28 protein-coding genes are annotated in these 24,615 nt (G+C 35.2%); 2 read left to right on the top strand and 26 right to left on the bottom strand.

All coding sequences use genetic code 11. From position 1 onward, the window contains the following. Nucleotides 1-2: 2 nt before the first annotated feature. The 26 genes from UF10_RS01945 to UF10_RS09455 all read right to left on the bottom strand — a co-directional run bounded on the left by UF10_RS01945 (nucleotide 3) and on the right by UF10_RS09455 (nucleotide 20,083). Complete coding sequence (locus UF10_RS01945) at nucleotides 3-626, bottom strand: TetR/AcrR family transcriptional regulator (protein WP_170062425.1); 624 nt, start codon at nucleotides 624-626, stop codon at nucleotides 3-5. A 78-nt stretch (nucleotides 627-704) separates the two neighbouring features. Beyond that, nucleotides 705-1,592: a cation diffusion facilitator family transporter gene (locus UF10_RS01940; protein ID WP_106776141.1), complete on the bottom strand. Its 888-nt coding sequence runs from the start codon at nucleotides 1,590-1,592 to the stop codon at nucleotides 705-707. A 94-nt stretch (nucleotides 1,593-1,686) separates the two neighbouring features. Continuing rightward, nucleotides 1,687-2,553 carry an AraC family transcriptional regulator gene (locus tag UF10_RS01935; protein WP_106776140.1) on the bottom strand — a complete coding sequence of 289 codons (867 nt, stop codon included), beginning with the start codon at nucleotides 2,551-2,553 and terminating at the stop codon, nucleotides 1,687-1,689. Nucleotides 2,554-2,903: 350 nt separating this feature from the next. Beyond that, nucleotides 2,904-3,767, bottom strand: a complete 864-nt coding sequence (locus UF10_RS01930; protein WP_207654549.1) for an HNH endonuclease — start codon at nucleotides 3,765-3,767, stop codon at nucleotides 2,904-2,906. A 645-nt stretch (nucleotides 3,768-4,412) separates the two neighbouring features. Then, entirely contained in the window at nucleotides 4,413-4,613 is a 201-nt protein-coding gene (locus UF10_RS01920; RefSeq protein ID WP_106776139.1) for a hypothetical protein, read from the bottom strand. A gap of 123 nt (nucleotides 4,614-4,736) precedes the next feature. Beyond that, complete coding sequence (locus tag UF10_RS01915) at nucleotides 4,737-5,015, bottom strand: hypothetical protein (protein WP_242969017.1); 279 nt, start codon at nucleotides 5,013-5,015, stop codon at nucleotides 4,737-4,739. A 200-nt stretch (nucleotides 5,016-5,215) separates the two neighbouring features. Next, nucleotides 5,216-5,554, bottom strand: a complete 339-nt coding sequence (locus UF10_RS01910; RefSeq protein WP_106776137.1) for a NifB/NifX family molybdenum-iron cluster-binding protein — start codon at nucleotides 5,552-5,554, stop codon at nucleotides 5,216-5,218. A 112-nt stretch (nucleotides 5,555-5,666) separates the two neighbouring features. Next, on the bottom strand, nucleotides 5,667-6,551 hold the full coding sequence (locus tag UF10_RS01905) for an ATP-binding protein (protein ID WP_106776136.1): 885 nt from the start codon (nucleotides 6,549-6,551) through the stop codon (nucleotides 5,667-5,669). Then, nucleotides 6,548-7,399, bottom strand: coding sequence for a nucleotide-binding protein (locus UF10_RS01900; RefSeq protein ID WP_106776135.1), 852 nt, complete (start codon nucleotides 7,397-7,399; stop codon nucleotides 6,548-6,550). The genes UF10_RS01905 and UF10_RS01900 overlap by 4 nt, the downstream gene beginning before the upstream one ends. After that, a complete protein-coding gene (locus UF10_RS01895; protein WP_106776134.1) occupies nucleotides 7,389-7,748 on the bottom strand; it encodes a NifB/NifX family molybdenum-iron cluster-binding protein in 360 nt (119 codons plus the stop codon). Before UF10_RS01895 ends, UF10_RS01900 begins: the two co-directional genes overlap by 11 nt. Further along, the gene (locus UF10_RS01890) at nucleotides 7,745-8,134 is read right to left on the bottom strand and encodes a DUF134 domain-containing protein (RefSeq protein WP_106776133.1); all 390 of its coding nucleotides are present in this window, start codon (nucleotides 8,132-8,134) and stop codon (nucleotides 7,745-7,747) included. Before UF10_RS01890 ends, UF10_RS01895 begins: the two co-directional genes overlap by 4 nt. A gap of 28 nt (nucleotides 8,135-8,162) precedes the next feature. After that, nucleotides 8,163-8,453 carry a hypothetical protein gene (locus tag UF10_RS01885; protein ID WP_106776132.1) on the bottom strand — a complete coding sequence of 97 codons (291 nt, stop codon included), beginning with the start codon at nucleotides 8,451-8,453 and terminating at the stop codon, nucleotides 8,163-8,165. Nucleotides 8,454-8,801: 348 nt separating this feature from the next. Then, nucleotides 8,802-9,821 carry a type I restriction endonuclease gene (locus UF10_RS01880; protein WP_207654544.1) on the bottom strand — a complete coding sequence of 340 codons (1,020 nt, stop codon included), beginning with the start codon at nucleotides 9,819-9,821 and terminating at the stop codon, nucleotides 8,802-8,804. A 68-nt stretch (nucleotides 9,822-9,889) separates the two neighbouring features. Then, nucleotides 9,890-10,699, bottom strand: a complete 810-nt coding sequence (locus UF10_RS01875; protein ID WP_330403905.1) for a restriction endonuclease subunit S — start codon at nucleotides 10,697-10,699, stop codon at nucleotides 9,890-9,892. Nucleotides 10,700-10,707: 8 nt separating this feature from the next. Next, entirely contained in the window at nucleotides 10,708-11,067 is a 360-nt protein-coding gene (locus tag UF10_RS01870) for a restriction endonuclease subunit S domain-containing protein (RefSeq protein WP_106776130.1), read from the bottom strand. After that, nucleotides 11,060-11,827, bottom strand: a complete 768-nt coding sequence (locus tag UF10_RS01865; protein WP_330403900.1) for a type I restriction-modification system subunit M — start codon at nucleotides 11,825-11,827, stop codon at nucleotides 11,060-11,062. Before UF10_RS01865 ends, UF10_RS01870 begins: the two co-directional genes overlap by 8 nt. A gap of 32 nt (nucleotides 11,828-11,859) precedes the next feature. Further along, complete coding sequence (locus UF10_RS09460; protein ID WP_330403899.1) at nucleotides 11,860-11,961, bottom strand: N-6 DNA methylase; 102 nt, start codon at nucleotides 11,959-11,961, stop codon at nucleotides 11,860-11,862. Nucleotides 11,962-12,092: 131 nt separating this feature from the next. Continuing rightward, nucleotides 12,093-12,380, bottom strand: coding sequence for a hypothetical protein (locus tag UF10_RS01860; protein WP_146130757.1), 288 nt, complete (start codon nucleotides 12,378-12,380; stop codon nucleotides 12,093-12,095). A gap of 64 nt (nucleotides 12,381-12,444) precedes the next feature. Next, the gene (locus tag UF10_RS01855) at nucleotides 12,445-13,461 is read right to left on the bottom strand and encodes a PP2C family serine/threonine-protein phosphatase (RefSeq protein ID WP_106776128.1); all 1,017 of its coding nucleotides are present in this window, start codon (nucleotides 13,459-13,461) and stop codon (nucleotides 12,445-12,447) included. Between the two features lie 61 nt (nucleotides 13,462-13,522). Continuing rightward, nucleotides 13,523-14,287, bottom strand: coding sequence for a vWA domain-containing protein (locus UF10_RS01850; RefSeq protein WP_106776127.1), 765 nt, complete (start codon nucleotides 14,285-14,287; stop codon nucleotides 13,523-13,525). 12 nt (nucleotides 14,288-14,299) lie between these two features. After that, nucleotides 14,300-14,986 (bottom strand): vWA domain-containing protein, encoded by a 687-nt coding sequence (locus UF10_RS01845; protein ID WP_106776126.1) that lies wholly within the window; start codon nucleotides 14,984-14,986, stop codon nucleotides 14,300-14,302. A 13-nt stretch (nucleotides 14,987-14,999) separates the two neighbouring features. Next, nucleotides 15,000-15,221 carry a hypothetical protein gene (locus UF10_RS01840; protein WP_106776125.1) on the bottom strand — a complete coding sequence of 74 codons (222 nt, stop codon included), beginning with the start codon at nucleotides 15,219-15,221 and terminating at the stop codon, nucleotides 15,000-15,002. 3 nt (nucleotides 15,222-15,224) lie between these two features. Beyond that, the gene (locus UF10_RS01835) at nucleotides 15,225-17,594 is read right to left on the bottom strand and encodes a CFI-box-CTERM domain-containing protein (RefSeq protein ID WP_106776124.1); all 2,370 of its coding nucleotides are present in this window, start codon (nucleotides 17,592-17,594) and stop codon (nucleotides 15,225-15,227) included. 14 nt (nucleotides 17,595-17,608) lie between these two features. Next, on the bottom strand, nucleotides 17,609-18,577 hold the full coding sequence (locus tag UF10_RS01830; protein ID WP_207654543.1) for a hypothetical protein: 969 nt from the start codon (nucleotides 18,575-18,577) through the stop codon (nucleotides 17,609-17,611). A 154-nt stretch (nucleotides 18,578-18,731) separates the two neighbouring features. Then, nucleotides 18,732-19,868 carry a recombinase family protein gene (locus UF10_RS01825; protein WP_330403898.1) on the bottom strand — a complete coding sequence of 379 codons (1,137 nt, stop codon included), beginning with the start codon at nucleotides 19,866-19,868 and terminating at the stop codon, nucleotides 18,732-18,734. Then, on the bottom strand, nucleotides 19,865-20,083 hold the full coding sequence (locus UF10_RS09455) for a recombinase family protein (RefSeq protein WP_456299413.1): 219 nt from the start codon (nucleotides 20,081-20,083) through the stop codon (nucleotides 19,865-19,867). Before UF10_RS09455 ends, UF10_RS01825 begins: the two co-directional genes overlap by 4 nt. Before the next feature lie 21 nt (nucleotides 20,084-20,104). On the opposite strand from UF10_RS09455, the gene UF10_RS01820 reads away from it, so the two are divergent. After that, a complete protein-coding gene (locus UF10_RS01820) occupies nucleotides 20,105-21,589 on the top strand; it encodes a DNA methyltransferase (protein ID WP_106776123.1) in 1,485 nt (494 codons plus the stop codon). Beyond that, entirely contained in the window at nucleotides 21,582-24,485 is a 2,904-nt protein-coding gene (locus UF10_RS01815) for a DEAD/DEAH box helicase family protein (RefSeq protein ID WP_170062424.1), read from the top strand. Before UF10_RS01820 ends, UF10_RS01815 begins: the two co-directional genes overlap by 8 nt. Nucleotides 24,486-24,615: the final 130 nt, after the last annotated feature.

Here is a 24,615-nt window from a genome sequence, read left to right as displayed (position 1 = left end):
CATTAACGATCCCTCTTTATACGATAAATAGCATTATATTGAATTGCGTGCTTCTTTAGTGCAGCAATGGCTTGCTCTTCTTCTTCCGGACAGTTATCATACTTGTATAGTAGCAAAAATACAGGTGAATAAAAGTGTAAGGCCATTGTGTAGGCATCTCCCTGAATAAACCTGCCACTATCAATAAATTTCTGTAGTACTTGTCTTTGAGTTTCTAAAATCCTATCTATGAAGACATTTCTAAAAGTTTCTCCTATCTCTTCATTAGAATATTGTTCAATGGTTAGTAAGCGCCTTAATTTTGATATATAGTCATCTTTTAAATAAAACATAAAAATCTTTGTACATATATCTAAGAATGTATCATCGCTAATATTATCGTAAAGCTCTGAAACATTTTCAGCTTCTGATTGTGGTACTTGAACACTTTCTAAATTTTTATAGTATCTCTCAAGTGTCTCTTCAATAATTTTATTTAAGATATCCTGTTTGTTCTTAAAATGATTGTAGATTGAACTTTCTTTAATCCCAACTGCTGAAGCTATTTCCCTAATGGTAACAGCATCATAGCCCTTTACTGAGAACAAGGATAAGGCCTCATATATGATTTTTTCTCTAGTTGTCAACAATAATCCTCCTAACGATTTACATAACTAACACTTGTTAGCTTTATTTTAGCTAACAAGTGTTAGTTTGTCAAGAACTTATTCTGAAGATTCTGTACTATCCTCATGAGGTTCAAGGTGAGCTATTAATTGTAAATTTTCATCAAATTTGTCTCTAATAGCATCTTCTATATCATGAGTCAACTTATGTGATTCTTCAACATCTAATTCAGGATCAACTACTAAATGTAAATCAACATTTACTATATTTATGCTGCTTCTGCTCCTGATTTTATGAACATCCTTTACTTCTTCAAAACTCATGACAACTTCTCTTATATCCTCTGAATCAATGGCTTCACCGTCTAGCAGTATATGACTATTGTTCCTAAATATTTCATAGGCTGCCTGAATAATAAAGGCAGCTACAACCAAAGAAGCAAGAGGATCAATCCATATAGGAAGCCCTAATTTAATAGCTATAAGTGTAGCTAAAACTCCTAATGAAATATAAACATCGCTTCTTGTGTGCATAGAATCAGAAATTAGAATTTGACTATTAAGTTCCTTGCCTTTTCTATACTCTATATTTGAAACAACAATATTAACAATTAAAGTGAATACTAAGGCCAAAAGGCTCATAGTTGTTACTTCAGGCATTACCGGATTTCTAAACTTTTCAATGGCAGCTAAAATAACATTTCCACCAGCTATAAATAGCATCAGGGATATAAATAGTCCTGCTAATGTTTCATATTTGCTATGACCATAAGGATGCTCCTTGTCTCTTCCTTTAGAAGCAAAATGAATACCTATTAGGCCAATAACATTAGAAGCACCATCTGAAACAGAGTGAAATCCATCTGCAGTCATACTTGTACTTTTAATAATTGTACCTACCAGGATTTTTAATCCAGCTACCAATAAATTTGCAACTAATATGATAGCCAGTATTTTTTGTACTTCTTTATAATTGTTTTTTTCCATAACTACTACCACCTCTCTCATAATATAACCCTATAATATCTATCATTGGTATAGGGGCAAGCACATCTACAATCTTGGGCAAACCATAGTAATGCTATCTTTTCTTACGTACAGGCATCCAAATTTCACTGTAGGCATAATTCTCCTTTTCTTCATCCATCTTGGTAAATGAAAATCCAGGAAGTTGAACCACTTCATAATTAGAAACAGGTAGCCATTCTGAATATGTTTTTGCATAAGTCTGTTGCAATGTTTCTGGGAAAGGACCTTCATTTGGGAAAACTACCCAAGTGCATGCTGGAACTTCAATCACATCTAAAAGTTCACTTGCATTTTCTTCTGTGGTTAAAACCCCAATTAAATGAGTAAGTTCTCCTTCGTCTTTCATAAAATTATGCTCATGTTCATAAGAAACATTGACAACTTCATAAGGTTCAATATTTTGAATGGTATACATTGCTTCTCTTTGCTCTTGTGTAATACTATTGGCCAATTCTTTAATGGCATTATTTACTCCTTCAAATTGCATTGGCACTCTTTTGCTTACACCAGCAAATTTAAATGAAGGCATTTCTACAATTTTATAATCCATACTTTCTCCTCCTTTAACATCGATATAAAATGAAAGTTTGGGAAACGATTTGCTGACACCTGTTTTCGCAACTTCCGATGGTAAAAATCCACTCCAAGATTTAAATGCTCGAGTAAAGCCATCCATTGATTCATAACCATATTTGAATGCCACATCGGTTACTCTTTCGTTATTTAACAAATCCTTATTTGCTTCTGATAGTTTTCTGTTTTTAATATATTCACTCAATATTAATCCAGATAAATAATAAAAGATTTTCCGAAAATGATAATCTGAAACACCAGCGTATTCGGATATTTCTTCAAGTGTGATACCTGCAGTTAAGTTTTTTTCAATATAGTTGATGACTTGATTTAGTTCTTTTAACATCGTTTCACTCCTTTCATAAATCGATTATAGCAAAGGATTCAGTATTAAACTCGACTTTTTGTTAACAAATATTGTCGTATATGATAAATGATGTGTCACACCTTAGTTTGTTTTCTGCAGTTCTTTGTTGTTTAAATCTATTTTTTCTTCTTATATATGAAAAGCTAGAAAATTATACCGATAATAACTATTCGCTCTTTGATACTTGTGGCCATGGTCTAAAGAAAACTCTAACACTTTCTCAAAAGTTCTCATTTGTTAATATACAAATAAGATTAGTTATTAGAAAAATAGACCAAATCTCAAAACAAAGCTTATTATTAATGAATTCATTTTAACCAAAACACCCGTTACTTCAATAGTTTTTTTAAATCATTAATTGTTAGCCAAGGTCTTTTGCGGTGTAGCATACGATGACAGTTAGCACAAACAATGGCTATATCTTCAACCTTTGTTTTTTCATTTTCAGCCATTTCAGATACAGGCTTTGTATGATGCCCTTCTATGTATCCTTTTCCGATATCACCATAACGGATGCTAAAATCAAAGTCACATACCTCACAAAACAGTTTGCCGTGTTTTTGAATAAACCGTTTTTTTGCTAATTTAACAACTTCACTATTACATTCCTTTATTAAGTGTTGTTTCAATATTAACTTACCTTCTGGAAAGCCTTCGTCATCTTCCGTAAACCCTATATTATTAGCTTCTTTAAGCTTACTCATTACAGACTCAACTGCCCTAAATCCGTATTCATTTATGATATTTACTTCAGTTTCCGTTATTCTTTTTCCAGATACCACACTATTTTTAAATTCAATTCCAACTTCACTTAAATATACAGCGTTCTTAAAAGGCTGAAAATCAGACAAAATAATACAACCTATTTGACTATTAATTGTATCAGTTCCAAACATTTTATTCATTCTTGCTGTAAAACTATCTTTACTTTCATCACCATTTCTAATGCCGTAATTATTCCAAGCCTCATTAACTGATAATACTTCGAACCTTTCATAGATAGCCTTACCTAATACTGCCCTTTCCCCCATAATATCTTTTTTATTTTTTACTAAAAAAAAGAATGATTCACCTTTTTTTAAAGCCTTAAAATTATTAGTATTTTTTCTCCAAAAGTTAACTTCCTCTAAGTTATTGCTCTGGGATAAATACGTAAACCACTCTCTTGAAGTCACCCCTATATACCCTTTCACATTACCACTCCTTAATTTAGTTGCACATAATTCTACATATACGCAACTGATTACCATCTTAAATATAATTATACTAAATAATTGTAAATTATTAAAATACCAAAATCCTTACTTCTCATGCACTGCTTACAGCAATTAGATCCTAATTACTCTAAGCAATGCATGAAATATATTTGTTTAAAGTTCCTGAAACCCTTGATTTTATAACACAAACTGCACCCATCACTATTATGACACGTTCCCTGTAGTATGCCAAGAGACTCCTAGTTTATCATACAGATTTTTTCTGTCTTTGAAGGTATCTATTGCATTATTAATTCCTAAGAACTGATGATTATTAGCTATAATTTTATCCCATTTATTCTCATATAGAATAAAGTTCACCACATAGTCTAGGAGATTTTAAGGTGAAACCATCGCTTCAACTTATTTCAGACCCTATTTTCACCAAAAAAGCACCCCTACAACTCATTTCCCCATTAGCTAGGTGATAGGTTTTCTTTCAAAACACTAGATCGGCAACATGCCTCTCAAATAAAAAAGGATTATTCTAAATATGAATAATCCTTTTTTGCTTAAATTAAACACAAACTTCAATCGACATACTATTAATTCTAAAATAGAAGGAGTCCGATGAGCTCAATTTTATTTCTGCTTTGCTCTATTAAGTTTAGTAATAAGATCATCCAAGTCTATATCATATATATTTGTAAATTCTTCTAGTGTGTCGAATAAGTTATGACACATAGTACACTTACCTGCTATATCATCATAGTTTCTAAATACATCTTCCGTACTTGGATGTTTTTCAACTACCTCTAATATTACCGCATCTTTTGAAATCATTTCTTATTCCCCTTTATAAGGCAATTATATTCCGTTCTTCTACTACTTGCAATCTGTAAATCTTTGATTCAAATTAGAAATATCCCCAAAAAAGGAGCTTCCTCTCCTTTTCTTAAGTAGTTACTAAATGCTTATAACTTCATATCCATCCTTTAAGTATTTTTTCATCCCTGCATGACCATTCATATCATCCAGCATGGGAAGTTCTGTTTTTAAGTTATCATCATATACTTCAAGAACTTTAGAACACGCTAGGCAGATTCCTGCAATTAGCCCTGCTTTCTTTGCCTTATTGTATAGGGGGTTATTTTCCTCTTCAAATTGTGGAACTAGTTTAACTGAAGCCCCTTCAAAGATTATCTTTACTTCTTCTCCTGCTTCATGTAAATCTAGCGCATTCAATAAAACGTGTTGAAAGCACATTTTTTCTCCACTCATTCCATAATATAAAATTTTTCTCATAATCATTCTTCCTTTCTTTTTTAATTCATCTTATAGGCTATATACCCTAATATCAAAACCTCTTCTTAATTGTTCGATAAATGCTGACATTAAATGAGTTCTAAACCTCCAGATATTTAATTTCTGCTTATCCAATAAAATTAATGGTTATGATCGTGGCAAATAGAACCGGTTGATTCTAGTTCTCCATTTAAATAATCCTTTGCTAAATCTTTAGCTAGCCCCTTAGCTCCTACTATAACCTCAATGTTGTTTTCATTGAAGATATCTACTGCTGCTTGGCCCATGCCACCAGATATGATTACATTTACTCCATTTTCATTTAAAAACCTTGGTAAAAATCCAGGTTTATGACCAGGGTTCTCCAATGATTCCTCACTGATAATCCCTCCATTTTTAGTATTGAATATTTCAAAGGTTTCACAGTGACCAAAATGTTGACTTACAATTTTATTTTCACTTGCTATTGCTATTTTCAAATCTTATCCCTCCATATTTTTTTCTAGTTTATTACACAGATTGTTTAAAAATTCATTGCCTAGTATGTTTATTTCTTCTACTGTCCTGTCATTAGAATCTAGACAACACCCCTTATTCATTCTCTTTATTCTTGAAAAACAAAGCCATAGTTTTATCAAAAACCTTCTTAATGCTTTTTCCTGCTTGACAATCTATATCAACAATTGTAAGTCCCTTATTAACTGCTTCAACTGCTTTTTTATCGTAGGGGATCTTCCCCACAAAATCTATTTCTTTTTCCCTACATATAGCTTCGATCTTCTTTGATAAATCCTCATTTATATCATATTTATTTATAGTAAGTACCATGGGCACCTTAAAATGATTGGCTGTATCTATGATTCTCATTAGGTCACTAATCCCAGATATAGTTGGTTCTGCTACTAGTAAAATCATATCTACTCCTGTAATTGATGCTATAACAGGGCAACCTATTCCTGGAGAGCCATCTATGATGGCAAATTCTATACTTCTATCTGTAGATTTTATTTGTTTTTTTACTTCAGAAACTAAAAGTCCAGAATTTCCACTGCCCATTTTTAATTTTGCTGTTGAAAATATTTGTTCCTTATCATAGAGAATCAACTGACCAGCTACATCTTTTTCCATGCTTATAGCATCTTCTGGACATAGAAATTGGCAAACTGAACAGCCTTCACATCCATAAGGATTAATAGTGTATTTATTTTTGTCTCCATCATAGTTAATGGCCTCAAATTTACAATTTTCTTTACAGATTCCACAGGAAATACACTTATCTTGATTTATATAGGCTTTGTCCATACCATAAAAATCTTTTACTTTGGCTTCATCTTTGAGTTCCATGCTTAAGTGGAGGTTGGGAGCATCCACATCACAGTCAGCAAAAGCTTGAGCCTGGGCTAGTTTTATAAAGGCACCAGCTATGGTAGTTTTACCAGTACCACCCTTACCACTAAGGATCAAGAGTTCCTTCATCTCCCCACCTCCTTAGTAATTTTATTCAGCAAGACACCAAACATTTCTTTATACTTTTTGCTTTCATTTATTAGGATATGGCCCTTAGAATTAATTCTACCTAATTCTTCATCGAAGGGGATTTCTAAGAGGATCTTAATATCTTTTTCTAAGCATAAGTCCTTGGATGGATTTTCTCCATCTAGTGTCTTATTTAAAACTACTCCAAAAGGTTTTTCAAATAGCTCTACTAAATCATAGACCATCTCTAAGTTATGGGCACCGAAAATTGTTGGTTCAGCAACCAAGATACAATAGTCAGCATCTTTAATACTATCCATAGTCGTACAGGCTGATCCAGGTGGAGCATCTATAATGCTTGTTAAGGGGCTAGTGGATACCCTATCCAAAAGTTTTTCTATTATGGGAGTACCTGAAGACTCTCCTATCTTTAAAAATCCTGTATAGGTATTTACACCGCTACTTTTCCCTATTTCTATTCTTCCAATCTCCCTTTCCTTGGTTGAAAGTGCCCCTTCTGGGCAGACCAGCATACAGCCGCCACAGGAATGGCAGATATTTTCAAAAACTATCAGCTGACTTGTGTAGGCCAAGGCATTGAATTTACAAAATTCAGCACATTCTTTACAGCCTATACACTTATCATGATTCACTAGGGGGACATCCCTAGTAACCTTTTCATTTTTTATATTTTTTGGTTTTAAAAACAAATAACCATTTGGCTCTTCAATATCGCAGTCTACATAGTTAGCTTCTGAAATAAGGGCAGCCAAGTTTACTGAAACTAGGGTTTTACCTGTACCACCCTTACCACTTAAGACTGCAATTTTCTTTCCCTTAATTCCCATGATACCCCCCATGAATTTCACTAAGAAGCTTTAACTTGCCTTCTTCCAAGGCTTGTAAATTCTCTTTAATGCTTCCAACTTGAGCCTTGTAAATTTTTATTTTTGCCTCATTTATTACATCTGCTGCATTTTGTCCTAGCTGAGGGGATACTAAGACTTGAGCATTTTCATCCACAACTATCTGAGCTGCCTTGATTCCAGCACCTCCAGAACTTTTTGCAGCTGAATTTTCTACAAACTTATATTCTTTCTCCTCTGAATTATAAATTAAAAAGTAGTTACTTCTTCCAAAATGTTCACTGACTAAACTTTCTTTAGAATCTATTTCTACTGGTATAGCTATTATCATAAATCTCTTCCTCCTCCTTGATGGTTCATATTTCTACCTCTTCCCAGACCCCTGCCTCTACATCTACCGCAACCAGGCCCTGGTCCTATTTCATTGCATAGGACATAGTTGCCACCTTCAATCTTTAGGCTAGACCCATTTATTAGGAAGATTGCAAGTTTCTTTCTAGCTTCCATATATATCCTTTGTACTGTTGTCCTTGCTATTTCCATGGATTCAGCACATTCTTCCTGGGTTAAGCCTTCTAAATCAATTAATTTAATTGTTTGATATTCTTCTATAGTCATAGTCACATCCTCTAAGCCTTCACTAGAAGATCCCATTGACTCAAATTGATTTCTTCTTGGTAAATCACATACTCTTCTTAGTTTTACTGGTCTTGCCAATTCTTATCCTCCTTATTTTTTAAATCTATTACTCCTCTTCATTTTCTAATAAAATCTCATCAATCTCTTTTATCCTTTCCTTCAAGAATTCTTTTTTATTTTTCAATAATTCCTTACCATCAAAACCATGATTATAAAATCCACCGTAGCCATCCAGGCATGAAAAATCTCTTCTTCTTATTCTTCTACCAGACTCTTGATATGCTCCAGATTTTGCATTTGCAAGTTCCCTTCCTTGACCTCTTCCAAAACCTCCTGCTCTTCCTCTAGTAAACATAGCTCCTTGACACCTTTGCCCTCTTCCAAATTCTCTAAACATAATAATTCTCCTTTCGTTATGGGTATATGTCCTTTATTGAAAGTATAACAAAGGTTATGGGCATATGTCAACAAATTTCTTAAATCATCTGCAACTAATTTTTTAGACTAAGTAAATATATAATTCTCTTATTTAATATTACAATAATTACAAGTTATAACTCCTTCCATTATGCTTGTTTTTAGGACTTTTACCCATAAAAATATCTCCAAGTAGATTATCTAATTTTAATTAATTAGACTGTCAACTTTGGAGGTATCACATCAATCCCCTTTTCATTATCAAATTTAATGTTTAAGTTGGATTCTTTCTTCATGCACTGCTTACAGCAATTAGATCCTAATTACTCTAAGCAATGCATGAAATATATTTATTTAAAGTTCCTGAAACCCTTGGTTTAATAACACAAACTGCACCCATCACTATTATGACACGTTCCCCAGTTGTATGCCAAATATATCCACCACTATCAGAATTGCTCCAAGCTTTAGACATATAGGAACTCTTAATCTTCCATAAAATTTTCTCTGTAGCTGCAATTTGATATGGACGCATAATCAAAAGATTATCATTAATATCAAAAACAGAATACTTCAACAGAATATTTAATAAAGTATTCTTCTCAAAAAATGTAGCTGTAAAATCCTTTAAGTCTTTAATCAAAGTATTATCTGCCCTTGCCCAGTTCATAGTAAAATCAAAACTATTTTTATCCCTTTTCGTAGTATTTGCAAAATACCTACTATCCGTACCATTTGAAATTACAAAAATCTGCAAAAACTTATACAATGAATTCTCTGAATTAAAACTTTCCTTACTGTATCTATGTACCTGATTGAAAGCCTCACGAATAGCTATCCCACGTTTTTTGAGTTCAATCTGTACCAAGGGTAATCCATTCACTAAAATAGTAACATCATATCTATTCGCATAGCTACCTACTTGTTCAAATTGAGAAATAACCTGCATTTTATTATTTCCAACATTCTTTTTATCAACTAGATAAATATTTTGAATATGATCATCATCAAAAACAAAATCATAAATATAATCATTATGAATTTTTCTAGCCTTGTCAATAGGAGTATCACTTGGATTATCTAAATAGCTATCACAAAACCTAATCCATTCAGCATCAGTAAACTTCACATCATTTAATTTTTCTAATTGAACACGAACATTTTCTAACATTTTTTCAGGACTTCTTAAATTTGGAAGATATTCATAGCCCTGATTCTTTAAATCTTCAATCAGTTCTCTTTCCAAATCATATTCATTTTGATAACTCTCACAAACCTGTAAAGACTTATCAAATTTATCTAAAACTATAAAATTATTTGATTCTGCAACAGTCTTATAAGTATACATATATTTCTCCTTCAAATATCTTTAAAACAGATTTATAAAATTCAAGAATGTCTTTAGTGTTTTAAAATCTATTTATCTTCTTTTTCTTTTGGAAAATTAAGCAACATATCTCTATAATATTCATATTGTTTTTGTCTTAGTTCTATCTCACGAGGCAAACCTTCAGTTATAGATGAAGTCAAAGTATCAAACTTATCTAAAATGGACACAATACGTTCTTGTTCTTCAAGAGATGGAATAGGTATTTTTATTTTCTCAATATTATCTTTTGATACTCTTCTAACTTTCGTTCCAGTAATATATTTTTGCTTTTGCCTTTGAAAATTTGTAGTTGTAAAATAATAAGCGATATATTTTACGTTTAAACTATGCCTAAATAACATCATATCACCAGATATTGCTACTTTGCCTCCAAACCAAGCCAAAGGTTTTAGAACATCTTCGTCATTTTCAGAAGTTGTTGCAATCAATAAGTCCTTATTCTTTGCAATTCTTAGTTTACTTGCTAAATCTTCAGATATATAAATAAATGTTTTATCTGCACTTAATCCATACTTAGTATAGATTTGACCATAATGTATTGCTGGAAAACCCTCTGAAATAAAATCTTTTTTTTGCAGTCCGTTTCCACGAATAATTTCTCCAACATCTCCCAATTTTTTCCATTCTACTTCATTATCATCAAAAGTTAATAATTTATCTCTATAGTATTCATATTGCTTTTTACGAGCTGTAAGCTCTGTAAAATTATCTAAAATCTCGACAATTTTTTCTTGAATATCTATAGGTGGTATTGGGATTTCAAAATCTTCTGTTACAGGTAGGGATATTTGAGGTAAAGACCCCATTCCAGAAGCTGAATCTCTAAATAGTTGTATATTATTTTTTAAAACTTTAAAACATAGTATAGGTATTTCACTGTTGTTGTTTTTTCATGTGTATATGCCCACATCTCGTTCTTAAATGTAAATGGACTTTCAAAATATATGACATCTATAACTCCACGTGATTGCACTAAAACAGCAGGAACTCTTGTAATATTTGCATTAGGAATATCATCTTCCTTTGCATTTATAACGGTTTTTCCTCCAGCAAATATTCTTATTTCTCCATTTTTAGTTTCAATTTCTTTCATTTTTCCAGCTGTTATAGAAGTTCCTTTAAGCCTTGTGTATATGTCCTTTACTTTTAAATACTCCACCCCGTTCGTGCAAAACTCTTTGATTAGGTCATCTAATTTACTCATACTTAGACCCCTCAATCTCCTCAATTATTTTATCTATTTCTACTCTTAAAGTATCTATTTTTTCAACTGTTGCTTTTATTTCTTTATTAAGCTCTACTATATCAATTACTTCTCTAGTGTCCTTTGCCTCAACATAGCTACTCACAGATAGATTATAATCATTTTCTTCTATTATTTTAGGTGTAACTGACTTTGAAACATAATCAATATCTTTTTTGCTATCAAATATATCTATAATATTTTTTATATGTTTTTCTGTCAAAATATTATTATTAGTTTCTTTTTTGTAGAAATCTTCTCCACTTGCATCTATAAATTGAACATTATTATCCAACTTACTTTTTGATAAGACTAATATATTTACAGATATTGATGTTCCATAGAAAAGATTTGGTGCCAGTGAAATAACCGTTTCAATAAAATTATTTTCAATTAAATATTTCCTTATCTTTTGCTCTGCTCCACCTCTATAAAAAATCCCTGGGAAACAAACTATAGCTGCACGTCCCTTACTTGATAGATAGCTAAGACTATGAAGTACAAAGGCAAAGTCAGCTTTTGATTTTGGAGCAAGTACTCCTGCTGGAGCAAATCTTTCATCATTTATTAAAGTTGGATCATCCTTTCCTATCCATTTTACTGAATAAGGTGGGTTTGAAACTATCGCATCGAAAGGTTTATCATCTCCAAATTTGGGATCTGTCAGTGTATTTCCTAAGCTTATATTAAATTTATCATAGTTTATATTGTGTAAAAACATATTCATACGTGCAAGGTTATAAGTTGTATGATTTATTTCTTGACCAAAAAACCTTCCTGAATTATATGATCATCAAATTGTTTTTTTGCTTGTAATAGTAATGACCCTGATCCAGCTGCTGGATCTATTACCATTCCAAAAATGATACAATATAACGAATAACCTTATAACGATGCACCCACCAATGCCTTAGTGGGTGCATTATTTAACGGTACCGTGTTTATTTGCACACGGATGTAACGATTGGGTGCAAATGCCTATCTTACTAATCCAGTAATTGTGCTGGTTCAAAAGAAAATTCATATCCATCATCAGTATATACATTAACCTTCTTGCCTTCATGAGACTCAATTGTCTGAAGGAGTTGCGGAGAAATTCTTTTCTTGCCTGTTATTGTGCGAATATTTTCATATACATCAAATACAACACTTTTGTCAAAATCGTATACATAAATTTTGATATTCAGAACTGTTCCATAGTATTCGCCGCCTGTCACATAAGTTCCGTTTCCACCGGGATAGTTATTGTATTTATACTGTTCTGGGCCTTTCACACCTTGTTTTATATAAACACCGCGACTCTGATGTTTTTCAATCTCTACGATTCGACCTTTATGTTTACTCATTATTTTTCTCATTTCCTGTGTGCATAATCAATATGGTGTGATAACAACCACCGTTTTTCTCAATAAAATTAAGCATACAAAGTTTATCGATATATTTTTTTGTGTATTTTGGTTTCAGGTGAATTTTACGTGCAATTTGAGATACGGATTGTTTATTTTGTAAATATACCAAAATATCATCGTATCTCCTTATTGTCTTTTTAGATATCTTGGAATCAATTTCCAATAATTTGTATTTATGTTCATTAGATAATTGCAAATATCCTCTGAAAGCATCATTTGCTTTTACCAACATAGCAATACTACAATCATCTGTTGTTGCATTAATGATTACATTTTCAAAACTTTGTTTAAGTTGTTCCTGTACTTTATCAGTAGAAACGATAGTAGACATCTGCATTATCTTTTTTAGGACATCTGCCAGTTTACGCTCTTTTTTACTATATAAACTTGTTTCCGTTCCATCTGACATTAAAACAAAACCTTGAATTTCTCCTAAAGAACCTTTAATTAACTTCATGGTCATAATAGCATCTTTTGATGTAGTGAATACAGTCGTATTTACGAACTCACCATTTTCTGGCTGAGAAGCAATTTTTATCTCGTTATTCTTAAGATATCCAATCACACCATCTCCTATATGTGCAATTATGAATTGCTCATTCTTAACTGCTACAAACAATAGAGTAGAAGCTAATTCTTTTATTTCACAATCTAACTGTTTTGCTGTTTCGTTCAGGCTTTTTAGCAATCCCTCTATAAGTTGTTGTTTTACAGCCGCACCATCATTATCAGCAAAGTAAGCATCAAACTTCTCAGTCAATTCCGAGCATATAAACTTTGTAACAGTTTCAGCGCCATAATGAGACAATCTTGCCGATCCAGCACCGTCTGCCAAAGCTATGACTTGCATAGTATCTGTAACCATTGAATATGTTTTATCTTGACAAGGTGTGTTCGACTTTATATGTCCACGACCTTGTATAGCACATTGAATTATATTCCACATTTAAAAGCACCTCCATATAACAATGTCTGACAAATACTGAGCTTGTCAGACACCTTATTCTTTATAATTCTGCCCAGCCTTTTATTCCCTCTACATCAAGCTTCACGCTTTCGCCTGGTGTAGACTGAGATGTTTTTGACACACTCTTGCTAAGCCAAGCAAAAAACTCTTGGAATTTCATTCCCTGCAATTTCAATGCAGGACGTTTAGGAGAAAAGCTATTAAGCGTAGACATATCACTTTCATTGCCTATACCAATAGGAAATACAGTTAACTTCTTTTGATTAACCATTTCTGTGGTACGGCATATTGCTCGATTCAATTCGGCTGCATCTCCATTTGGTACTCCATCCGTCATTAAGACAAGCCATGGCTGATAGTAATCAACACCCTTATCTTTATATTCTTGTTTTCTTCGTTCTAATAAATCTAATGCAAGATTGACTCCTTCTCCCATTGCAGTATCGCCAACTGGACGCAATTCAGGAATTGTCTCTTGCCTCTCAACATTTGCAAAGTCCAAAACACACGTTGCCTTGTTGTCAAAAGTAACAATACATATTTCTGCCGAATACACAGCAATTTCGTCTTCACGAATTGCTTCATAAAACTGTTCAACACCTTTTTGAAGTTCGTCAATTCGGCTTGTTCCGCCTGTTACAACATTCCATGTACGACCATCTTCATAAACAGTTTCACCTGTGGCTACACAGTCTCCTTCTACTGCACCCATTGAGCCGCTGGAGTCCAAGCATAAGCATATCGGCACTCTTGGTGTAGGGTTGTTTACTAAATCTTCTATTCTTAAAAGCATATTATTATCCATAATCTTTCCTCCTTATAATTCGCCCCAACCTTTGATTCCTTCTACATCAAGTTTTACACTTTCACCTGGAGTAGACTGAGACGTTTTTGATACGCTCTTACTAAGCCACGCAAAAAACTCACGGAATTTTAATCCCTGCAACTTAAGCGGGGGTCTCTTAGGGGAAAACTGAGCAAGAACTCCCATATCTGCATCAGAGCCTATACCAATAGGAAATACAGTAAGTTTTTTCTGATTAACCAAATCCACTGTTCTGTTTATTGCACGAGATAATTCTGCTGAATCACCATTAGGGGCACCGTCTGTCATAAGAACCAACCAAGGCTGATAATAATCCACTCCGCGATCTTTATACTCGTCCTTACGCTGTTCAAGCAAATCCAGTCCCATATTAACAGCTTCTCCCATAGGTGTCATGCCATTAGCAGTAAGAGTTGGTGCGTTAGGCTGCACCTTCAGACTTGCAAAATCAACAATACATTGTGCAGCCCCTCCAAAAGTCACGATGCTGACCTCTGCTGAATACAGTGCTGTTTCATCCTCACGAATAGCTTCATAAAACAAACGTACACCCTCATTTAATTCATCAATAGGCATTCCACCCATCGAGCCGCTGGTGTCCAAACAGAGACACACTGGCACTCTTGCCGTAGGGTTGTTTACTAAGTCCTCTAATCTTACCAATAAATTGTTATCCATTTTAATATCCTCCTTATATTTCTGTGCCAAGTTTATATGCAGCCCAAGAAATTGATTCTTCCAAAGTTTTCACACGTTTCTGCAAATCGCAAATCTCCAGTTTTTGTTCATATAGCGTCTGCTCATACTCGCTCTTTACAGACTCCGTAATGGTCGCTATTACTGCTGGCTCTATTTCACGTAGTAAGTCTTTAATTTCTGTCACCACTTGTTGCTTAATCTCCATATAATCCAATGATTAATCCCCTCCTTTTAGGATAATACCTCTCAAATATTGATACATTTCAATGTATAATCCTTTACATGATTCAAACTGTTTGTTTTCAATAAACACAAGACAAGGTTGCAGATAATTATCCCAAAGATACTGACAGTAATATGTATAGTTAGCCGATGTCTTCAATTTACTAACAATAAATGGTGCATTGTTATAGTACTCTGCAATTAATTGCTGTCCATCTGGCTGATTTCTCAGCCAGTTATCCCTGTAACCACGCAATGTGCTGAGTTCTACGCAATTATCATCTTTGCCAAAATACTCACATATCACAGTTGATATAAAGCAAAATGATCCATTACTTCCAGAAGACCCACTGTTATGTGAGGATGTAGTATGCGTTGTTTGAGAAGAATATCCGCCAGAAGAACTATACGAGCGATTCTTTTTAGCATCACGGCATGACTTACAACGTTTCGGAATATCAAATCCTTTCCTGGTATAGAAATCGTATTGATTATTTGTAATTTCAAATTGACGTCCACAATCAACACAATTTTGCCTAATCCTTACTTTATTTCCATATTCAAAGCACTCAGGGCAAACATCAAAACGTTTAGCATTTTTGACATATTTCTGATAGTTTGTATACAGAATCTCTTTGCCACACTTTTTACATCTGTAGACTTCGCCTTTATTTAAGCAATCTCGGCAGATACCATTTTGGCATTGATTTTCAGACACTTCATTGCCACACAACTTGCAGGTAGTATATTCTACATTTGGATTCTTTTTGTGACGAGTAGGAAATAATTTTTCTGACATTTTATCCTGTTTCCCGAACTTTCCACTATCCAACAATTCAAGATAATATGTAAAGATAGGAAGCCACTCATCAGCCGTAAGTCGAGTATTTTCTGTAGAATAATCACCGCCCTTTCTGAAAGTGTTATAGAATGCTTTTTTCAAGTCATAAGTTAAATGACTCCAAATGTAGCGCCATGGGCCATCTGGTGTTTTCTTGTTTGAACTATCCCCAAACGGATACGAAAAATCCATTTTAATAATATTATTAATTGGATCCTCTCCACCTTGTTGTGAATATGGTGGTTTTCCCGGAAGCATAATCATAAAAAGAAGTGTAGCTACTGCAAAATTTTCATTTCCCATTGTTCGTAAGAAATCCGAAAAATGCTTTCTTTGAATTTCTGGTGCAGTATAGTTGTTGGTACCTACAGGGCAAGGGAAATTTTCAACTTGATAGCTATCCGTATCAACAAAATAAACTTCCTTTGGGGATACAACCAAAATGTTTGCCGGATTTATATCACCCATCACGATATTTCTGTCATGAAGATACTTGATTTTTTCCAGAATCGTAATGCACAATTCTACAGTATCACGCTTTTTCCAATTCGGAAAATTTTTCAGAAATAACGGTTTGATAAAGATACTTTTCTGCAATTCCTTTCCTTTTGCTTTTGGCATCATATATCCAACAAACTCTTTATTAGAATTGTATAATGCCGCAACTGGATAACACACACCTTCGCATTCAATTTCTTTACTAAGCATAAGTTTGATTTTTTCATATTTTCTTTTAGTATTATTTTCTTTTTTATATATTTTGGCAACGTAAGGAGTGTTAGTAGTATATATGATACCTTCTCCTCCTGCTGCAACCTTAGACTCCAATTTTATTGGATCACGTGACGTATACACGATTTCATTTTCTGCTGGAATATGACTTACCACAAGTCTTGAATCATCAAGTGTTGTTACACTTTTACAGATTTGAAAGACCTCATCTTCATCCAAATCTTCTTCATTATTCTGTCTTTTATTTCGCTTAGGACTATCGTTCTTAGTGTTGTCCGCATTCCATGTGAAATTACTTAAAAATCCATACTGATTAATTCTTTTAACATGGACAGGGTTTGCTCTAACGGATTTATTGCTATTTAATGCTATGATATCCTTAGCCAAATCATTATCCTGTGTAATAAGTAATAATTTGTGTGTCATTCTAAATTTGGTAAATACCACTTGAAAGACATTATCCGCAAAATTATCACCTTGCTCACCTCTAATTTCCACGAAACCTGCATTGATTAGCTGATGCAATACTTTCAAACAATTTTTTGCATTCTCTGCAAGTTCAGGTTTTCCTGTATTTGCTTCGTGTTTCTGCAATTCTTCAATACTTCTCAGCGGAATAATCACTTTATTTTGATATTGCCGAAGAAGGGGAATAATATTCATCCAAAACTTATCTGCTGCAAAATGTAATATACTGCAGGTATCCATGAAAATTTTCCAATCCTTAGCGTAACTGTCCAATGCATTTTTGGCGTAGGTTTCCTTACCATTCTGGTTAGTTTCGTATGCCATAACAACTTCCTCCCTTAGTCAATTGATTCCCAGCCCTTTAGTCCTGCTGTAGAGCTATCCTCAGGTTCTAATTCATCATTATCGTTCATTAGTATAGATTGCTCTATTTCTTCATCAGATAAATCCTCCTGCTCCCATTTTTGAAATCCCTTATCTTTAGAATATTTCAGAACCAGAATATTAAAGCCACCAAGTGCATCATTATTAAGTGCCACAATCTGTTTAGCTAATTTACCATCACAGGTGATTATAGCTAATCTGTTTACGCATTTGAACTTAGCAAAGACCGATACAAATGTGCTGATGATGTTTACATCATTTTTTTCACCACGTATGTCGACCAGTTCCTCATTCTGCATACCCATAAGCAATTTCATTCCATTCTTCGCAAGACAAACATCACTCTCGTCAGAACTCATCATTTGATGCTGGATTGCTTCAATTACTTTTAACGGTATAATGAATTTATTGCCGCTATTTTTCAAAGCTAAAGCTAAAGGCTGTATCGCATTTGAAAAACCATCCTCAAACAAAACCGTTTGATCCAAAAAAACTCGATAGTTCTCTGCAATATTGTTAAAATCCTCGTTTGCAATAATTGATGTGGTATCTGATGAAAAACCAAATATCTTTGATTCATCTGGAAAACACATAAACCACTTTTTCAAAAGAGAGCCATTTTCAATCGTTTCAAATATACTACTTGCGCCCTCATTTTCATTTGAACATAATATAGTTGAAAGAATCGGCAACAATTCTGGCTTGTCTTTTACATAATTATCTATCACTGCACAGACAGCGATATATTGAATTGAACTCATCTTATTCTTTTGAGTTTCAAGATTATTAATTGTTTGCCTTGTCAATCCAATTAAGTCTCCGAATTCCTGTACGCCAAATCCTAAAACCTGCCTTATTTGCTTTAAGGACGCTTGCATTGCATCAACCATCCTTTGTCTTAGTTGATAATAAAAATCTATCATACTTACACCACCTTTCTGCAATAAGTATATTACATATTTTTACCTATGTCAATATATTTTACATATGTAAATTAAAAACTGTTGTTTTCAACAGTTTGATAACAACAGTTTTGTGTAAATCGAATATTCGAGTTTGTTTCATCACGCCGAAATACTATAATTCCGTTTCCGAGCCATCCTTGAATGTGACGGTCATATTTTTATCCTTATCAACCGTGATGTACTCGACCATGCTACCCCACATTCCGGCATCGAATTCCGTGATAGGCTCGCCCTGCTTTTCGAGGGTTTCAATGAAAATGCCCAACTTTTCATAATGAGCCTGCTTTTCCTCGATGGATTCCACAATGGCATCATACCTTGTTTTGACCTTTTCGTATCGCTCCACCAAGCCGTCATAGCGTTTCTGATAATCCTCTTGATTCTGTGCAGTTCTGGCATTCTCTGCCACACAGCTTTGGGTCAGTTCCACCACAATCTCCATCTCACTGCGAAGTTTATCCTGTTCTTCCGTAAGGTCTGTTGTGTCACATACCGTCTGCCGTATCAGCCTGATGTTTCCGATGATTTCATCCCGCTCAGTTATGACCATATTCATTGCCTTGATGAAGGCGGCGATGATTTCTTCTTCCGTCACATGAGGAGTTTCACATTTCCTGTTCCCATCGAATTTATGATTGCAGCGGTAAATCACCCTGCGGTACTTATCATTGGAATGCCAAACCTTGGAGCCGTACCAGCTGCCGCACTCCGCACATTTTATCTTGTTGGAGAAGATGCTGACCCCGCTGTACCTTGCTTCGCTTTTCTTGGAGCGTTTAGCAAGTTCCGTCTGCACCAAGTCGAATACGCTCGGCTCGATGATAGCTTCGTGGTTGCCCTCCACATAATACTGGGGAACTTCGCCCTCGTTTCGTTTTGTCTTTTTCTGAAGGTAATCCACTGTGAACTCCTTCTGTAGCAGGGCATCGCCTTTGTACTTCTCATTGGAAAGCATCCTGCGTACCGTGGCAGAATTCCATTTATCCTTGCCGCCGGGAGACTTGATTCCCATATCGGTAAGTTCCGCCGCAATGCTGTGGGGTGTCATACCCTCAAGGAATCGTCTGAATATCAGCTTCACAATTTCTGCCTGTTCTTGGTTGACCACGATGTTTCCGTCAGGTCCCTTCTCAAGACCAAGCACACGAGAGTAGGCGAAGCTGACCTTGCCGTCAGCAAATCGCTTTCTGTGTCCCCATGTGACATTCTCTGAAATGGAGCGGCTTTCTTCCTGTGCCAGTGAACTCATAATGGTAAGGAGCTGTCAAATGTCCAGATGTTTTCCTTTTCAAAATAGCACTCCACATTGTGTTCCTTCAGCTTTCGGATAGTGGTAAGGGAATCCACCGTGTTTCGTGCAAAACGGCTGACCGACTTGGTAATGATAAGGTCTATCTTGCCAGCCAAGGCATCCGCCACCATGCGGTTGAAACCGTCACGCTTTTTGGTGTTGGTTGCTGAAATGCCCTCGTTTGGCTACGATTAATGAAAGCACGTTTTGAAATTCTCAAGAATCTATTAACACCCGACGGTCGTATTTTTGTTCAAATAGACGATGCAGAACACGCTTATATGAAAGTACTAATGGATGAAGTCTTTGGACGCATTAACTACATTAACACCATTAGTGTTCTTATGAAGAATATAGCTGGTGCATCTGGTGGTGGCGAGGATAAGCGTCTTAAGAAAAACATTGAGTATATTGTGATTTATGCAAAAGATTATAATCAAGTTGAACCTTTTACTCCCGTGTATTCATACTCACCTATTTCGAGATTGGTAGAAGAATACAGAGAAGAAGGAAAAAGTTGGAAATACACTACGGCATTGGTCAATCCCGGTGATAAGGTGTATGTTGGGTCAACAGTTGATGGTGACGGAAATGAAATAAAGATATACAGACGTGATAATTATGAAATCAAATCAATCAACGCTTTAATAAAAGATGAAAACCTTACTGAAGCTGAAGCCTATAAAAAATACGCAAAATGCATCTTTCAAACTGCAATGCCACAAAGCTCTATTCGTCCAAGGGTCATGGAAAAAGTTCAGGAACTTGGAATTGAAAGCGATTTATACTCTATAGAATATGTTCCTAAAACAGGAAGAAATAGAGGAACATTGTATGAACAATTTTATAAAGGTTCATCTTTTAGGCTGTTTGCTTGGCTACGTGATGTTGCCGAAGAAATAGACGGCGAACTTTTCAAGAAGAATCTTCAAGGTACTTATTGGGATTTTGTGGGCGAAACAAAAAATTTAACTAAAGAAGGAAGCGTAGAATTTCCTAATGGCAAAAAAGCAGAACGACTAATTAAACGTGTTTTTGATTTATCAACTAAACCGGGAGATTTAGTTCTTGATAGTTTTTTAGGTTCTGGAACTACTGCCGCTGTTGCTCACAAAATGGGACTACGCTACATTGGCATCGAACTTGGCAACCACTGCTACACACATTGTATTCCAAGACTCAATTCAGTGATTGATGGTACTGATAACGGTGGAATTACAAAAGATATAAATTGGCAAGGTGGTGGTGGTTATAAGTTCTACGAACTTGCACCTTCCCTCATTGAAAAGGACAAATACGGAAATCCCGTTATTTCCGAGCAGTTTAATTCTACAATGCTGATTGCTGCTGTCTCAAAATTAAACGGTTACTTCTTTGCGCCGGATGCCGATGTTTTCTGGAAACAGGGATACAGTCAAGATAAGAGTTTTATTTATGTAACCACCGAATATCTTGATGCGAAAATGCTGGACAGCATTGCCTCAGACCTTTCAAATATGGAAAGCCTGCTCATCTGCACCCCTGCTTTCGATATCGGTCTGGACAAACGTTATGATAACATTCAGGTTAAAAAGATACCAAAGTCTGTACTTGATAAATGCGAGTACGGTGTGGATAACTACAATCTGAACGTTGTTGATATTCCGATTATTGATGAGGAGGAATGGGAAGATGATTAAAAAATCATACACCGATAGATTTTATTCCTATCATTCCAAATATATCAGCAATGCATTATCCTTACGTCAGCCCCAAGAGGATAGTCTGGAATGTTTCGCTAAGCTGTGCGATATTATCAGCTTAAAGAAAAACCCGACTTCAATGCAAGATATCATTGATACAAACCGTGCAGAATACGAAGCATTACCGACTGAAGAGAAGAAGGATAAATTTCTACGTGAAAAAGCTGCTGATATTGCAGCTGATTTCTATGCAGATGACCTTTCTGCTGCCAAAGAATACTTCAAAACACTCGGCTCTTTTGAACGTGACTTTCCATCCGTATGCTTTGCTCTTGCTACAGGCATCGGGAAAACACGATTGATGGGTGCCTGCATTGCATATCTACGCTATGAAAAAGGCATCAAAAATTTCTTTGTAATGGCACCGAATTTGACTATTTACAGGAAGCTAAAAGCAGATCTTGGTACTACATCCAACCCCAAGTATGTATTCAGAGGCTTGGATTTATTCGTAGATCCACCACGTATTATAGATGGAGATAATTACGGCGAGTTCAGACAGGGAACTTTCGGAGTAAATGATGTTGTTATCAATGTATTTAATATTTCAAAGTTAAATTCTGACAGCAAAGTTAAAGACGGTGCGCCTGCACGAATTAAGCGATTAAGTGAAGTTCTCGGCGAATCCTACTTTGCATATTTACAGTCCTTGCCGGACTTGTGCATATTTATGGATGAAAGCCACCATTATCATGCCGATAAAAGTTTTGATGTAATAAATGACCTTCGTCCGATTATGGGAGTAGAACTTACAGCAACACCTCAGATACAGAAAGGTTCTAAAAAAATCCCATTCAAGAATGTTGTTTATGAATACTCGTTGGCTCATGCCCTCAATGATGAGAGGTATGTAAAAGTACCAGTAGTCTTTACCCGCAAAGACTTTAGACCAGAAGAATACACCCCAGAACAATTAGATCACGAAAAATTGAATGATGGACTGCGTCTACATGAAGATACCAAGAGTAGACTTGAGGTCTACGCACGTACCTTTGGCAGACCTGTTGTAAAACCTTTCGTATTAGTTGTTGCAAGAGATACTGACCATTCCAAAGAAATCATGAAGTATATTAAATCAAATGATTTCTTTAATGGATACTATGCGGATAAAGTTATGGAAATTAATTCTGCACAGCGTGGTGCAGAAAAGGATGAAAATATCGAACGGTTGCTTTCATTGGAAAATCCTGATAATAAGATTGAAGTCGTTATCCACGTTAATATGCTCAAAGAGGGGTGGGATGTCACGAATCTTTATACTATTGTGCCTCTCCGTGCGTCTGCATCGGAAACTCTAACTGAGCAGACAATTGGGCGTGGTTTACGTCTTCCTTATGGAGAACGCACAGGTGTAGATGAAGTTGACCGCCTTTCCATCGTCAGCCATGATAAATATGAGGCAATTATTAATCTTGCAAATAGCCCGGAATCGCTTGTTCGTAAAGTATACTATATCGATGATACCGACCCTCAACCAGAAGGTCCCCGTGAAACCATTGAGATGCCTACAACATATGATTCTCTCATTTCAGATATCAGCTTTGCAGATCAATTAGCCTTTACACTTAGAGAAACATCCAATTATTCTGCTGCTCCTCCTGCCGAACAACAAAAGGTAGAAGAACAGACAAAGGAAGTTGCAAAATTCGTAGCAGCATATACTTCAAAAAGTGTCACTGAATTAAATCGCCAAATCAAATCGTTTGATGCAGTAAAGGACACTGAAACACGCCAGTTTGTGCAACAGACTGTTGTTGCCGAAACAATGAGACAGTTCCCTCATATGAACTTACAGCCCGACGCACTCACTGCAGTAGTTGAAAAAGCCATTGAAACCTGTGTTCAAGCTCTTACCGATAGCATAATTCCTATTCCACAAGCTGTTGTCCAGCCGTTCAATGAAATCAAACGAGGCTTCATTGCTTTTAGCCTCAACACAAGGAATATGACATGGCACCCATCAGGACAATCCATGATTGGTACGGAATTAAAAGAAGGTGGAGAAACCTTTGAGCAAAATCCTGATATAGCAGCTCTATCAAGGGTTGATACCCCTGAAAATGAAATTGTCCGTCATATTATCGTTCATGATAATGTGGATTATTCTACTTGTGCTGATTTATTATATAAACTGGTTGGCGAAGTAAAAACACATTTTCTCTCTTATCTCTCAGATGAGGACTCTACGGAAGTGATGTATCAAAGGCAAACGACAATTGCTGACATTATTTACGCACAGATGATGGAACATTTCTATACAGATGAAATTAAATATCGCACAACCGCCATGCGACCATTTTCTCGCATCGAAACAGGTTTTGGTGGAAAAATTAAATCCGATGAAATTTTCGATTTACGTGCTACGATTCCTGCCGGAGAAGTTCGCTCAAAAGTATTTAAAGGCTTTGTTAAAGCGTGTCATACTCTTTATAAATTTGATAGCGACACTGAACGCCACTTTGCCATCGTTCTGGAAAATGACAAAGAAGTACTGAAGTGGTTACGACCATCTTCAAAGCAGTTTAATATCTACTACGGTTCAGGTGGCACAAGTAGATACGAGCCAGACTTTATCGTGGAAACCGAGCAGGGAATTTTCATGATAGAAACCAAAGCCAGCAATGAAATGGAAAGCCGAACTGTTATTGAAAAAGCTCATGCTGCACTCGTTTACTGCCGTGCAGTCACCGATTGGAATAAAGACAATGGCGGAAAACCTTGGGATTACGCCCTTATATCTCATGATAGTGTAAGATTGAATTCCAGTTTCAGTTACCTTGTTTCTAATCGCTCAGATAATGAGCAAATAGAACTTCAATTTGACAAAGAATGATGTAACACCGGATTGTATCCATTGTGATGCAGTCCGGTGTTTAATTTCAGCAAATTGTGCCACCAATATTATATTCAAAACCTGGCATGCCTACACAAAATGAAATCGTTATGGGGCTCAACCTTACAAC

Origin of the sequence: Peptostreptococcus russellii (assembly GCF_003012055.1) — a bacterium.
Lineage (GTDB): Bacteria > Bacillota > Clostridia > Peptostreptococcales > Peptostreptococcaceae > Peptostreptococcus > Peptostreptococcus russellii.
The sequence above is the reverse complement of the archived record's forward strand: the minus strand, read 5'-3'. Positions and strand labels throughout refer to the sequence as shown.

Excerpts from the sequence above, each read along its gene's own strand:
- UF10_RS01830 (WP_207654543.1), bottom strand. The coding sequence starts at position 18,577 with ATGATAGATTTTTATTATCAACTAAGACAAAGGATGGTTGATGCAATG.
- UF10_RS01825 (WP_330403898.1), bottom strand. The coding sequence starts at position 19,868 with ATGAGTTCACTGGCACAGGAAGAAAGCCGCTCCATTTCAGAGAATGTC.
- UF10_RS01870 (WP_106776130.1), bottom strand. The coding sequence starts at position 11,067 with ATGAGTAAATTAGATGACCTAATCAAAGAGTTTTGCACGAACGGGGTG.
- UF10_RS01920 (WP_106776139.1), bottom strand. The coding sequence starts at position 4,613 with ATGATTTCAAAAGATGCGGTAATATTAGAGGTAGTTGAAAAACATCCA.
- UF10_RS01865 (WP_330403900.1), bottom strand. The coding sequence starts at position 11,827 with ATGTTTTTACACAATATAAACTATGATAAATTTAATATAAGCTTAGGA.
- UF10_RS01885 (WP_106776132.1), bottom strand. The coding sequence starts at position 8,453 with ATGTTTAGAGAATTTGGAAGAGGGCAAAGGTGTCAAGGAGCTATGTTT.
- UF10_RS01880 (WP_207654544.1), bottom strand. The coding sequence starts at position 9,821 with ATGTATACTTATAAGACTGTTGCAGAATCAAATAATTTTATAGTTTTA.
- UF10_RS01845 (WP_106776126.1), bottom strand. The coding sequence starts at position 14,986 with ATGGATAACAATTTATTGGTAAGATTAGAGGACTTAGTAAACAACCCT.
- UF10_RS01835 (WP_106776124.1), bottom strand. The coding sequence starts at position 17,594 with ATGGCATACGAAACTAACCAGAATGGTAAGGAAACCTACGCCAAAAAT.
- UF10_RS01905 (WP_106776136.1), bottom strand. The coding sequence starts at position 6,551 with ATGAAGGAACTCTTGATCCTTAGTGGTAAGGGTGGTACTGGTAAAACT.
- UF10_RS01820 (WP_106776123.1), top strand. The coding sequence starts at position 20,105 with ATGAAAGCACGTTTTGAAATTCTCAAGAATCTATTAACACCCGACGGT.
- UF10_RS09460 (WP_330403899.1), bottom strand. The coding sequence starts at position 11,961 with ATGGTAATAGATCCAGCAGCTGGATCAGGGTCATTACTATTACAAGCA.
- UF10_RS01935 (WP_106776140.1), bottom strand. The coding sequence starts at position 2,553 with ATGTTAAAAGAACTAAATCAAGTCATCAACTATATTGAAAAAAACTTA.
- UF10_RS01940 (WP_106776141.1), bottom strand. The coding sequence starts at position 1,592 with ATGGAAAAAAACAATTATAAAGAAGTACAAAAAATACTGGCTATCATA.
- UF10_RS01900 (WP_106776135.1), bottom strand. The coding sequence starts at position 7,399 with ATGGGAATTAAGGGAAAGAAAATTGCAGTCTTAAGTGGTAAGGGTGGT.
- UF10_RS01895 (WP_106776134.1), bottom strand. The coding sequence starts at position 7,748 with ATGATAATAGCTATACCAGTAGAAATAGATTCTAAAGAAAGTTTAGTC.
- UF10_RS01855 (WP_106776128.1), bottom strand. The coding sequence starts at position 13,461 with ATGTGGAATATAATTCAATGTGCTATACAAGGTCGTGGACATATAAAG.
- UF10_RS01815 (WP_170062424.1), top strand. The coding sequence starts at position 21,582 with ATGATTAAAAAATCATACACCGATAGATTTTATTCCTATCATTCCAAA.
- UF10_RS01850 (WP_106776127.1), bottom strand. The coding sequence starts at position 14,287 with ATGGATAATAATATGCTTTTAAGAATAGAAGATTTAGTAAACAACCCT.